This window comes from Pseudomonas sp. RIT-PI-o, assembly GCF_001297215.1.
Lineage (GTDB): Bacteria > Pseudomonadota > Gammaproteobacteria > Pseudomonadales > Pseudomonadaceae > Aquipseudomonas > Aquipseudomonas moraviensis_A.
In genome coordinates this window covers 86,524-99,860 of sequence record NZ_LHPA01000023.1, presented here as the reverse complement: position 1 = coordinate 99,860, position 13,337 = coordinate 86,524, and the positions used below count along the sequence as shown (strand labels likewise).

At 61.7% G+C, this 13,337-nt stretch carries 8 protein-coding genes; 2 read left to right on the top strand and 6 right to left on the bottom strand.

All coding sequences use genetic code 11. The features are described 5' to 3' along the window. Positions 1–67: 67 nt before the first annotated feature. From AEQ63_RS14375 to AEQ63_RS14350, 6 genes are all read right to left on the bottom strand, one after another. Positions 68–3,274, bottom strand: coding sequence for a transporter substrate-binding domain-containing protein (locus AEQ63_RS14375; RefSeq protein ID WP_064363908.1), 3,207 nt, complete (start codon positions 3,272–3,274; stop codon positions 68–70). Between the two features lie 9 nt (positions 3,275–3,283). After that, complete coding sequence (locus AEQ63_RS14370) at positions 3,284–3,916, bottom strand: response regulator transcription factor (RefSeq protein WP_042609408.1); 633 nt, start codon at positions 3,914–3,916, stop codon at positions 3,284–3,286. Between the two features lie 128 nt (positions 3,917–4,044). Next, a complete protein-coding gene (locus AEQ63_RS14365; RefSeq protein WP_064363907.1) occupies positions 4,045–4,479 on the bottom strand; it encodes a hypothetical protein in 435 nt (144 codons plus the stop codon). Between the two features lie 228 nt (positions 4,480–4,707). Continuing rightward, the gene (gene mgtA / locus AEQ63_RS14360) at positions 4,708–7,407 is read right to left on the bottom strand and encodes a magnesium-translocating P-type ATPase (RefSeq protein WP_064363906.1); all 2,700 of its coding nucleotides are present in this window, start codon (positions 7,405–7,407) and stop codon (positions 4,708–4,710) included. A gap of 559 nt (positions 7,408–7,966) precedes the next feature. Then, positions 7,967–9,304, bottom strand: coding sequence for a lysine N(6)-hydroxylase/L-ornithine N(5)-oxygenase family protein (locus AEQ63_RS14355; RefSeq protein ID WP_064363905.1), 1,338 nt, complete (start codon positions 9,302–9,304; stop codon positions 7,967–7,969). Between the two features lie 132 nt (positions 9,305–9,436). Further along, positions 9,437–9,919, bottom strand: coding sequence for a sigma-70 family RNA polymerase sigma factor (locus tag AEQ63_RS14350; protein ID WP_041478511.1), 483 nt, complete (start codon positions 9,917–9,919; stop codon positions 9,437–9,439). Positions 9,920–10,199: 280 nt separating this feature from the next. Between AEQ63_RS14350 and AEQ63_RS14345 the strand changes: the two genes are divergently transcribed. Continuing rightward, complete coding sequence (locus AEQ63_RS14345; protein WP_064363904.1) at positions 10,200–11,363, top strand: efflux RND transporter periplasmic adaptor subunit; 1,164 nt, start codon at positions 10,200–10,202, stop codon at positions 11,361–11,363. Then, the gene (locus tag AEQ63_RS14340; protein WP_064363903.1) at positions 11,364–13,334 is read left to right on the top strand and encodes a MacB family efflux pump subunit; all 1,971 of its coding nucleotides are present in this window, start codon (positions 11,364–11,366) and stop codon (positions 13,332–13,334) included. The last annotated feature ends 3 nt before the right edge of the window (positions 13,335–13,337 follow it).

Sequence of the window (13,337 nt, the reverse complement as noted above, 5' to 3'; positions counted from 1 at the left end):
TGTGCAGAACAGTGACTCGGTGGCGCCTTTCGCGAGCAGACTTGCTCCCACACGAGACGGCATGGGCTCAGAGACAGCGCGCGAGGCTGTGCATGGCTTCGCGCAACCTGTCGATGGTGCGGTCGATGACCCCGTTATCCCTGTCTCGGCAAGCCGTTTCCAGCTCAACACACGCCGCAACAACCCGCGCAGCCCCGACCATCTGCGCCCCGCCCCTGATGCGATGGGCCAACTCGCGCAAGTCTTCGCGGTCGCTCGCCTGCAATTGATCCAGAGCCTGGAGATCATCGCGCAGGCTGTTACCGACTTCCTTGCGCAAGCGTTCGATCAACGAGTGGTCGGCACCGGCCATCTGTTCCAGGGCACTCAGATCAATCTCGACAGGCTCGGCGGCGGGCGGGTGATCTTTGTGCGGCTCGCAAGAGTGGGCGCCGCTCAGGGCTTGCGCCAGATCATGCAAGCGAATCGGTTTGAACAGGCAGCCGTCCATGCCGGCATCCAGACACCGCAGGCGCTCTTCGATCTGCGCGTTGGCGGTAAAACCGAGAATCAGGCAGCGCCTGCGTCCGGTGGCGGCTTCTTCGTCGCGAATCGCCTGCGCCAGTTCATAGCCATTGCGTCGCGGCATGTTGCAGTCGGTGATTAGCACATCGAAGGCCTGGGTTCGCCAGCGATCCAGCCCCTGTTCACCATCGCCGACGTCTACCGTGCGATGCCCGAGTTCGCTCAGTTGCCAGCACATCAGCAAGCGGTTGACCGGGTGATCGTCCACCACCAGCACGTTCAATACACAGGTGGCGGCCGCCGCGTCGGGGGTTGCCGCGGTGGTCGCCATCGCGGTCAGCAGTGGCAACTGCAGGTTGATTTCCACGCGTGTGCCTTGCCCGGGATCGCTGTCCAGACGCAACGTGCCGCCCATCATTTCGCAAAGGTTGCGACTGATCACCAGCCCCAGACCGGACCCGCTGCGCGCCGCTTGTGGACTATTGCCTGCTTGAACGAAGGGATTGAACAGGCGCTTTTGATCGGCGGCACTGATACCGATGCCGCTGTCTTCGATAAGCACTCGCACATTCACCTGCTCGTCCAATATCGCACCGATCTGCAGTTGCAGGCTGACCTCGCCAGCCTCGGTGAACTTGATCGCATTGCTCAGCAGATTCGACAGCACCTGCTTGAAGCGCGTCGGATCGATCAGCACGTCCATGTCGGCACGCGGATCGAGTTCGATGCGCCACAACAAACGCTTCTGCCGCGCCAGCCCCTCGAACACCCGGCACACCGATGAAACGGTCTCGCGCAGATTGGCCCGCTCGGGGGCGAGGGACAAATGCCCCGACTCGATGCGGGCGATGTCGAGAATATCGCCAATTAACGCCAATAATTGCTGGCCGGCATTCGAGGCCACTTGAATCGCCAAGCGGTCAGTCACGCCCTCCTCCGCACGCTTGAGGGCCAGTTCGAGCATGCCGATCAACGCGTTCATTGGTGTGCGGATCTCATGGCTCATGGTCGCCAGAAAGGTGCTCTTGGCCCGATTGGCCTCGTCTGCGACATCCTTGGCCTGTTGCAGCTGCAGCAACCACTGTTGACGCTGGTGAATCTGCCGACGCTGCCAGCCGATCCAGAGCATTGCCAGCAGGAGCAAGGCCGCTGCGCCGGCGAAACCCAGCAGAATCTCCTGACGGTGGCGCAGCCAGTAGCTGTCCTCGACCACCACATCGTGGCTCCAGCGCTCGACCAGTTCATCCATCTGCTGCGGCGCGATGCTCAGCAACGCCTTGTTCAGAATCGAATGCAGCAACGCCGATTGCGGCGCCGTGGCCAAAGCGATGCGCGCCGGCTGGTCGCCAACGGTGCCGGTGATCCGCAGGCGGTCACGGTACTGCCGAGCGATCAGAAAACGCGCCACCAGTAATGAGCTCACCGTCACGTCGACCTGTCCTCTGGCAATCAGCGCCATGCCTTCGGCGGGGCTCTTGACCTCGACCAGACGCAGACCGGGCACGCGTTGCAGCAGGTAATCGCGCAATGGGTGGCCGCGATAGATGGCCAGGCGTTTGCCCGCCAGCGCCTCCAGCGGCAGTGGATGCGGCCCATGCGCAGCGCTGACCAGCACGAACGGATTGTTCAGATAGGCGCGGGTGAATTGCAGCTGCGCTTCACGCTCGGTGCTGGGCGTCACCACTGGCAATACATCGAGCTCACCGGCCTGGAGTTGTTCGAACTGATCGTTCAGTGAAGCGCCGCGCACGATCTCGAAATTCAGCCCGCTGCGCTGCGCAATCAGGCTCAATAACTGCGCCGACAATCCGCTGAAACGCCCGTCGGCACCGAAAAACGCCAGGGGCGCAAAGTCCTCGACAGCCCCCACCCGCACCGTCGGATGCTGATCCAGCCACTGCTGCTCGGCGGCGCTGAGCTGCACCCGAGACTGTTCGGCCATTTCGGCGAGGCCGACACTCCAGCGTTGTTCGATCAGATGCCGGCGCTCCATGGGCACGGCCTGCAATGCCTTGTCGACGAGGCGCTTGAGCACCACGTCGCTGCGCAACAACGCAAAAGCGAAGGGGTTGGCGTCAAGCCCCGACGGCCCGGCCAATTGCAGGTCGTTGCGGTAATTGTTGTTGATCAGGTAGTTGGCACTGATGAAGTCGCCCAGATAGGCATCGTCGACACCGAAAGCGACCGCGCCGAGTGCATCCATTGCCGAGGCATAAAGTTGCACCTGCGCGTCGGGGTAGAACGCCTGAACAGCGGCCAGTGGCAGGTAATCTTCGACCAGGGCGATGCGTTTGGCCGCCAGATCGGCAGGCAGTTTTTCGTCATGGCGGGTGACCAGCATCGGCTGATCTTCAGCGTAGGGGCGCGAAAGGATAAAAGCCGGGTCAGCCACTTCAAAACTGTTCGATGTGCCCAGCAGATCGATCTCGCCGCGCTTGAGTGCGGCCATGACCGCAGGACGATCGGAGAAGCGCTGCACCTGGAGTTCGACGCCGAGCAGTTGCGCCACGAGATCGGCGTAATCGGCGGTGAGCCCCTCCAGCTCGTGCCGATTGCGGGTGATCTCGAACGGCGGATAGTCCCGCCCTGAAATGCCCATGCGCAACAGCGGATGCTCACGCAGCCACTGGCGCTCCCGCTCGTCGAGGCGAACCTGGACGTTGCCCGGTTCGGGGCGGGCCAGCACCTCCAGTATCTGCGGCGGTGCACCGGCGCAGACCGACGTTACCAGCCCCAGCCACAGCCATAGAACCCGCAGTCCCTGCGTCATGTCGGACACTCAGATCAAGTGATTGCGCTTGGCAAATTCGCGCAGGAGCACCAGTGACCCCAGACAGAGTTTCGCCATCATGCGGGTTTTATAGGTGCTGACGGTCTTGTGGCTCAAGTGCATTTCCTGGGCAATGGCTTTGTTCGGCTTGCCCAGCGCCAATTGCACGAAAATACATAACTCTCGATCGGACAGTTGATCGATCATCTCCTTTTCAGTGCGTTGCACGGCGTTGTACAGACCGCTGGTATTAGGCAACGCGGAGAAATAGGTGTGGCCGGACATCAGTGCCTTGATGGCTTCGTGCAGCAGGGTCAACTGATTGCTCTTGGTCACGTAGCCCATCGCCCCGGCACGCAAACAGCGCTCTTGATAATGCGTGGGCTCATGCATGCTGAACACCAGGACCCGGCAGCGCGCCGTCGGCGCCTTGATCTGGATGCGCGTGAGCACTTCCAGCCCGTCCATGGAGCCCAGTCCCAGATCAAGCACCACCAGTTGCGGATCATGCTCGCGGATCAACGGCACGACTTCATTGCCGTTGGACGCTTCATGAATCTGGGTGAAACCTTGAGCCTGCAGGACGATTCGGATAGCCGCGCGCACTACGGGGTGATCATCAACGATCAGCGCTGACTTCATTGGCACTCCTGCACAATCGTAAAAGACACCGCACCAGACCGTTTCGGAGTCGGTGGCTGCGCCGGCACTGTTACATGGATGGACAAGGGAATCACCTGTCAGGTCTGACAGTTGTGCAGTCTGGATTTTTATGCATTGGCATGGCGCAACAACCAATGTGAGTCAGATGCTTGCCGGCGTTCGTCGGCGGCTTCGACCCTTGCCATCACCTGCCCGACGAGCTGTGAATTGGGCAGTGGCGCCGGGCTGATCTGCACGTTTTCCTGAGCGAAGCCTGCCAGTGCCTGCAACGGTGCTGACTGTTCGTTGTAGATCAGAGCGTGGCGAACCTGTGGGTTATCGAGCAGAAAGCCCAGCAGGTCCAGGGAGCCTGCCGCCAGTTCTGCATTGATCACCAGTACATCGAACGGCTCGCAGCCGTAGTCGACCAGGGTCAACAATTCGCCGAGATTCTGCACCGGGGCCACGCGGTAGTAGCCGAGCTCATTGAACAGGCGCTCGATTTTCATTCGATGAAAATGCTGCGGGTCGGCGATCAGGATGCGCAACGCTTTGTTGCTCATGGTCATTCTCCCGGTGAGGTTTGGGGAGGGCAAGACTACGCAAGCGCCGAGGCTAGCTCTGTAGGACTTTTCCTAAAAATCCGGCCATTCATCCGGGCATCCCCGCACTGACGGACGCACCGGTACTCCTGTAGGAGTGAGCCTGCTCGCGATGGCGGTGTGTCAGTCAACTTCAATGTCACTGCAATACCGCTATCGCGAGCAGGCTCACTCCTACAGGGGGCAGCATTATTGCCAGCCGAACCGACGGATGTAGAAGCCCTTCACCGCCTGGGTCAGCGCCATGTACGCCAGCAGGATCAGCGGCAGAAACAGGAAATACAGCGGCGGCAGAGCCTGCAATTTGAAGTAGTGCGCCAGCGGCCCCATCGGCAGGAAAACTCCCACCGCCATGATGATCGCGGTCATGACCATCAACGGCATGGCTGCACGGCTTTGCAGGAACGCAATCTTCGGCGTGCGGATCATGTGCACGATCAGCGTCTGGGTCAGCAACCCGACCACGAACCAGCCGGACTGGAACAGCGTCTGGTGATCCGCGGTGTTGGCATCGAACACGTACCACATCAAGGCGAACGTGGTGATGTCGAAAATCGAACTGATCGGGCCGAAGAACAGCATGAAGCGCCCGACATCCCCCGGTTGCCAGCGTTGCGGTTGTTTCAGCATCTCCTCATCGACGTTGTCGAAGGGAATGGCGATCTGCGAAATGTCGTAGAGCAGGTTCTGCACCAGCAGGTGCATCGGCAGCATCGGCAGGAACGGGATGAACGCACTGGCGACCAGCACCGAGAACACATTGCCGAAGTTGGAACTGGCGGTCATCTTGATGTACTTGAGCATGTTGGCGAAGGTGCGCCGCCCTTCGAGCACGCCCTCCTCCAGCACCATCAGGCTTTTTTCCAACAGAATGATGTCCGCCGCTTCCTTGGCGATGTCTACCGCGCTGTCGACGGAAATGCCGATATCGGCGGTGCGCAGCGCCGGCGCGTCGTTGATGCCGTCGCCCATGAACCCGACCACATGGCCATTGCCCTTGAGCACACGGACGATGCGCTCCTTGTGCGACGGCGTCAGTCTGGCGAAGACGTTGGTGCTCTCGACCGCCACGGCCAGTTCGGCATCGCTCATGCGCTCGAGGTCGTTGCCCAGCAGCAACCCCTGTTGGGCGAGGCCGACCTCGCGGCAGATCTTCGCCGTGACCAGTTCGTTGTCGCCGGTCAGCACCTTCACCGCTACGCCATGCTCGGCCAAGGCCTTGAGCGCCGGTGCGGTGCTGTCCTTCGGTGGATCGAGGAACGCCACGTAACCGATCAGGGTCAGTTCATTTTCATCAGCCAGGCTGTAAGTGTCGCGACCTTCGGACATCGAGCGGGCGGCCACGGCCACCACGCGCAAGCCTTCAGCGTTGAATGCTGCGGTGACCTGGCGAATCCGGGTCAGCAATTCATCGCTCAAGGCTTCATCGACTTCGCCATGACGCACGCGACTGCACACCGCCAGCACTTCCTCGACCGCGCCTTTGCAGATCAGCTGATGCGGCTGATCGCGGCCCTTCACGACGACCGACATACGCCGGCGATTGAAATCGAACGGGATCTCGTCGACCTTGCGAAACGCCGTGCCGACTTTCAGTTCACGGTGGATTTCCACATGTTCCAGCACCGCCACATCCAGCAGGTTTTTCAGGCCGGTCTGGTAGTAGCTGTTGAGGTAGGCCAGTTCCAGCACTTCGTCGCTGTCTTCGCCCCAGACGTCGACGTTGCGCGCGAGAAAGATCTTGTCCTGAGTCAGCGTGCCGGTCTTGTCGGTGCACAGCACGTCCATGGCGCCGAAATTCTGGATCGCATCAAGGCGTTTGACGATGACCTTTTTGCGCGACAGAAACACGGCGCCTTTGGCCAGGGTCGAGGTGACGATCATCGGCAGCATTTCCGGGGTCAGGCCGACGGCGATCGACAGCGCGAACAGCAGCGCTTCGGTCCAGTCGCCCTTGGTGAAACCGTTGATGAACAGCACCAGCGGCGCCATGACGAACATGAAGCGGATCAGCAGCCAGCTGACCTTGTTGACGCCCTGCTGGAACGAGGTCACCGCCCGGTCCGTCGCGCCGACCCGTTGTGCCAGCGCGCCGAAATAGGTGCTGTTGCCGGTGGTGAGAATCAGCGCAACAGCACTGCCGGAGACGACGTTGGTGCCCATGAACAGAAGGTTGTCCAGCTCCAGCGGATTGCGCGTATCGCGATCCGCCTGATGAATGAATTTCTCCACCGGCATCGATTCGCCGGTCATCGCAGCCTGACTGACGAACAGGTCCTTGGCGCTGAGCACGCGGCAATCGGCGGGAATCATGTCGCCGGCCGACAGTACGATGAGATCGCCGGGCACCAGTTGCCTGATCGGCACTTCCCGGCGTGGGCCATCCCGGCGCAGCACCGTGGCGGTGTTGCTGACCATGGCTTTGAGCGCATCGGCGGCCTGGTTGGATTTGCTCTCCTGCCAGAAGCGCAGCAGCGTCGACAGCACCACCATGGAGAAAATCACCACGGCCGCCTTGAGGTCTTCGGTCAGCCAGGAGATCACTGCGAGCAAGGTCAGCAGCAGGTTGAACGGGTTTTTGTAGCAGTGCCACAGATGGGTCCACCACGGCAGCGGTTGCTCGTGTTCGACCTCATTGAGGCCATGTCGCGCGCGCAGTGCATCGGCCTCGACATCGATGAGCCCCTCGCCGTGGGTGCCCAGTGACGACAGCAACGCAGCGCTATCCTCATGGGCGGCAGCGACCAGCTTACTGGCGAGCGTCGGCGGCACTTCACGGCTGACCGTGGTGTCGTTGATCGAGTCCAGCAGCGCCAGACGACGAAAGTGTCGGGCGATATGGCGGCTGCGCAGAAAGCCTGCGAAAAATTCCTTGAGCTTCAGTTTCATGGCTGTGTCCCCTGTGGTCAGCCGGGAAACCGTCGAGCAGGTACCGCCGCGCCCCGACACCGGGAAAAACCGGCACGGCAAGGCGTGGCGCGCCGGTCGGCAATGACAGGCGCGTCGATAGGCGGCGATGACGACTGAGGTCGTCAGCACGCTTGGTTCAGTGTCGATGAGAGGGACGTCGAGACATGGCCCAGGACTGGCCATGCACGGGATGCCGCTGCTCGCTGTTACGGCGAGACAACGGCAGGGAAGGACTGCGCGTTATCTTGCCGAGAATCTGCCGGTGATCGAGACCGGCCGACAACTGTCACTCGAACAAGTACCCACTGTGGGTCTCCGCAATTGATGAAAACGCGCGCAGCTTACGCCCGCAGCGAAACGGCTGGAAGAGGTGTTGGCGGGGAATGTGGCGGGTGTTCAGGAAGGGTTCAGGATTCAGCTTTGCGGTGCTGGCAAAGGCCCCTTCGCGAGCAGGCTCACTCCTACATTTGTCCTGCGTACACAGATCCTTGTAGGAGTGAGCCTGCTCGCGATAGCGGTGTGACAGGCGACGCAGAACTCAGCTGGCAGTCGCCAACAGCAACTCCGCCACCGAGCGACTATGCCCGCGCTGTTTGCCATGCTCATACAGCGAGCCAGCGATTTCGTCGGCGCGGATCGGCAGCACCGACAGCAGCGTATCGCTCAGGCCATGGCTGGCCTGGCAGAAGCCCTGCATATAAATGCCAGCCTTGCAGCGCTCGTCAGTGATCAGTTTGTAATTGCGATCGACTTCGAATTCGCCGAGGTACTCCTCCAGCGGCGCGAGCAATTTGCGGTGCATCTGCCGCTCGTAACCGGTGGCGAGCACCACGGCGTCATAAATGCGCACCGTGAGCTCGCCTGTGGCGTTGTTGCGCACCGCCAGCTCGATGCCGTTTGCCGTGGCAGTGGCGCTCTCGACGGTGGTCAGGGTGCGGAAGGCATGGCGGGCAATCCCGGAAACCTTCTGCCGGTAGAAGATGCCGTAGATGCGTTCGATCAGGTCGATGTCGACCACCGAATAGTTGGTGTTGTGGTACTCGTTGACCAGCCGTTCGCGCTCGACGCTGTTCTGCTGGAACACCAGGTCGGTGAACTCCGGCGAAAACACTTCGTTGACGAACGGGCTGTCGTCCGCAGGCTTCAAGGCCGAGCCGCGCAGGATCATGTCGACCTGCACCGAAGGGAACGAATCATTGAGGTCAATGAAGGCTTCCGCCGCGCTCTGCCCGCCACCGATGATCGCGATACTCATCGGTTGATTGTTCACACAGGGCTGGCGGGCCATTTGCGACAGGTATTGCGAATGGTGGAACACCCGGTGATCGCCCTTTAGCGCCTTGAATGCCTCCGGAATACGTGGTGTGCCGCCGGCGCTGACCACCACCGAACGCGTGGTGCGCACGAACTGCTGGCCGTCGCTGCCGCGGGAAATCACGCGCAAGGCTTCCACCTGCTGGTTATGCAGGACCGGTTCGATGAACTGCACTTCTTCACCGTAACGGCTCTGCTCGGTGAACTGCCCGGCGACCCAGCGCAGGTAGTCGTTGTACTCCATGCGGCATGGATAGAAGGTGCCGAGGTTGATGAAATCGACCAGCCGTCCGTGGTGCTTGAGGTAATTGACGAAGGAATACGGGCTGGTGGGATTGCGCAGGGTCACCAGGTCCTTGAGGAAGGAAATCTGCAATTCGCTCTGCGTCGACAACGTATTGCCGTGCCAGCTGTAATTGGCCTGCTTGTCGAGGAACAGCACATCCAGTTCGCCCTGGGTCGCGCCGCGTTCCTGCAAGGCGATGGCCAGTGCCAGGTTCGAAGGGCCGAAACCGACGCCGATCAGGTCGTGAACGATGGGCGATGCATTTGCCTGTGTCATTTCCAGTGTCCTCTGGATGAACCCCTCAACGCGGGGAAAAAAGCCTGGGTGGCCTGACCGGCCTGAATCAGGTCAGCAGGTCGTCTGTTGAGTAGGAACGAGGACGATGAGAGGAAATTTAACCGGCGCGGATCACTGGCCATCCCATTGCTGGATGCGCAAGCGGCAATGCTTCATGGCGTTGACGATGTGTTTTTCCACCAGCGCCCGGGAGATGCCGAGGGTCTGGGCGATTTCCGGGTGGGACAGGCCTTCGATCTTGCGCAGCAGAAAACTGTCGCGACACAGCGGCGGCAATTCGGCCAGCGCGCGCTGGAGCATTTCCAGACGCTGACCATGATCGAGGGTGCCATGAGGCGAGGGAGTGAAATAGCGCTCTTCGTTATCCAGCACGTCCAGCGATTCAACCTGGCGCAGCGCGTTGCGGCGGTGATCGTCGATAACCAGGTTCAGCGCGGTGCGATAAAGGAAGGCCCGCGGTTGTTCGATCGGCACTTCGCTGGAGCGCTCCAGCACGCGTACATAGGCGTCATGCACCACATCCTCGGCGACCTGACGGTTGCCCAGTCTGGCGTTGAGGAAACACACCAGCTCACGATAGTAGTTTTCCAACATGACTCCCGACCGCATCGATGCCGTTTCTGTCCTTGAGCGCACTGATCCGGCCTGCGGATAACGCAGTAGCAAGATAGTGGCAACTTGAAGTGCGTAATTTATAGTAATTCTCATATAGATTTAAAGAGCTGATTCCATATACCGGACAAATAGTGGTAGTCCGGCGCGCGGCAACGCGATATGTCCACGGCTAAATTCCATGGCCCATGCCTCGTTTACAGGACAGCCCCTGTGTCTGTCGTGCCTTGCGACGGGCCGCAACCACTGGCCGGAACCCTGCATGAATCGTCCCCGCCCCGCCCGCCGAGCGCTGTTCGCCGCCCTCTGTCTGATTCCCGTGATCGCCGTTGCTGCCTGGCAGGTTTTGCCGCCCGGTCGCGACGCCGTTGCCACCGTGCAGGTCAGCCGGGGCGATATCGAAAACAGCGTGACGGCGTTGGGCACCCTGCAGCCGCGCCGTTACGTGGATGTCGGCGCGCAGGCCTCGGGGCAGATTCAGAAGATTCACGTCGAGGCCGGTGACGCGGTCAAGGAAGGTCAGTTGCTGGTGGAAATCGACCCGTCGACGCAGAAAGCCAAGCTCGATGCCGGACGCTTCTCCATCGAAAATCTCAAGGCGCAGCTGCAGGAGCAACGTGCCCAGCACGATCTGGCGCAGCAGAAATACCAGCGCCAGCAGAAACTGGCCGCCGGTGGCGCCACCCGCGAGGAAGACGTGCAGACTGCCCGCGCCGAGGTGCGTGCGACCCAGGCGCGCATCGACATGTTCCAGGCACAGATCCGTCAGGCCCAGGCCAGCCTGCGCAGTGACGAGGCGGAACTCGGCTACACGCGCATCTACGCACCGATGAGCGGAACCGTGGTGGCCATTGGTGCGCGTGAAGGCCAGACCCTCAACGCCCAGCAACAGACCCCGCTGATCCTGCGCATCGCCAGGCTTTCACCGATGACGGTGTGGGCCGAGGTTTCAGAGGCCGACATCGGCCATGTCAAACCGGGCATGACCGCCTATTTCACTACTCTCAGCGGCGGCAACCGACGCTGGAGCAGCACCGTGCGGCAGATCCTGCCGGTGCCGCCGCGCCCGCTCGAACAGAATCAGGGCGGCAGTCCCACCAGTGGCCGCAGCGGCAGCGAACGCGTGGTTCTGTATACCGTGCTGCTCGACGTCGATAACGCCGATCACAGCCTGATGACCGACATGACCGCGCAGGTGTTCTTCGTCGCGCAACAGGCGCAGGACACCCTGACCGTGCCGAGCGCCGCCCTGCAACCGGGCTCGCGTCCACAGTGGCAACGGGCGCAGATCGTCGCCGCCAACGGTGATATTCAGGCGCGGGAAGTGCGCACCGGCATCAGCGATCGCCTGCGCACCCAAGTCCTGGAAGGTCTGGCCGAGGGCGAACATATTCTCAGCGCGCCGGCCAGCGGTCATGGGGGCTGAATGCACACGCCTCTGATCGAACTGCGGCAGATCCGCAAAGCCTACGGCGGTGATGACAGCCCGCTGGTGGAAGTGCTGCGCGGGATCGATCTGTCGATCCACGCCGGCGAGTTCGTCGCCATTGTCGGCGCCTCCGGTTCGGGCAAGTCGACGCTGATGAACATCCTCGGTTGCCTTGACCGGCCTACCAGCGGCGAATATCGCTTCGCCGGGGAAAATGTCGCTCAGCTGGACAGCGATGAACTGGCCTGGCTGCGCCGCGAAGCATTCGGATTTGTCTTTCAGGGCTATCACCTGATCCCCTCCGGCTCGGCGCAGGAAAACGTCGAGATGCCGGCCATCTACGCCGGCACCCCGGCCGCCGAGCGGCATGCCCGCGCCTTTGCGCTACTGGAACGTCTTGGCCTCGGCAGTCGCACCGGCAACCGTCCGCATCAGCTTTCCGGCGGTCAGCAACAGCGGGTGTCGATTGCCCGCGCGCTGATGAACGGCGGCCACATCATCCTCGCCGACGAGCCGACCGGCGCTCTCGACAGCCACAGCGGCGCCGAGGTCATGACCCTGCTCGACGAGCTCGCCGATCAGGGTCACGTCGTCATCCTCATCACTCACGACCGCGAAGTGGCGCAACGGGCCAAGCGCATCATCGAAATCCGCGACGGCCTGATCATCAGTGACAGCGCCGAGCATGCGTCCACGCCCTCTTCGGCCAATCCCGGCGCGCTGCAAGCGGTCGACCTGCGCCAGCGCCTGAGCAGTGGCAGCAGCCAGACCGGCGCCTGGAAAGGTGAACTGGTCGACGCCGTGCAAGCCGCGTGGCGAGTGATGTGGATCAACCGTTTTCGCACGGCGCTGACACTGCTGGGCATCGTTATTGGTGTGGCCTCAGTGGTAGTGATGCTCGCCGTTGGCGAAGGCAGCAAGCGCCAGGTCATGGCGCAAATGGGTGCGTTCGGCTCCAACATCATTTACCTCAGCGGCTCGGCACCGAACCCGCGCACGCCCGAGGGCATCATCACCCTCGACGACGTCGCCGAACTGTCCGCCCTGCCCCAGGTGGAGCGGATCATGCCGGTCAACGGCTCGACCGCCGGCGTGCGGTTTGGCAATGCCGACCACAGCAGTTACGTCGGCGGCAATGACACCAATTTCCCGGTGATTTTCAATTGGCCGGTGATCCAGGGCAGCTATTTCACCCAGGCCGATGAAGACAGCGCCGCCGCTGTCGCGGTGATCGGCACCAAGGTCCGCGACAAGTTGCTCAAGGATGTCGCCAACCCGATCGGTCAATACATCCTCATCGAAAACGTGCCGTTCCAGATCCTCGGCGTGCTCGCGGAAAAAGGCGCCAGCTCTGGCGACTCGGATAGTGACAACCGCATCGCCGTGCCCTATTCGGCGGCGAGCATGCGCCTGTTCGGCAGTCGCAATCCGCAATACGTGGTGATCGCCGCCAAGGATGCGCGCAAGGTCAAGGACGCCGAACAGGCCATCGAACAGGCGATGCTGCGGCGGCACCACGGCAAGAAGGATTTCGAGCTGACCAACAATGCCGCCATGATCCAGGCCGAGGCGCGCACGCAAGGCACGCTGTCGCTGATGCTGGGTGCGATTGCGGCGATTTCCCTGCTGGTCGGCGGCATCGGCGTGATGAACATCATGCTCATGACCGTGCGCGAACGTACGCGGGAGATCGGTATTCGCATGGCCACTGGCGCACGCCAGCGCGACATCCTGCGCCAGTTCCTCACTGAAGCGGTGATGCTCTCGGTGGTCGGCGGTATTGCCGGGATCGGCCTGGCGCTGCTGGTCGGCGGCGTGTTGTTGCTCAGCGGTGTGTCGGTTGCCTTTCAAGCGCTGGCGGTGATCGGCGCGTTTGCCTGTGCGCTGGTCACCGGTGTCATTTTCGGCTTCATGCCGGCCCGCAAAGCTGCCCGGCTCGACCCGGTCACGGCCCTTACCAGTGAATGATCG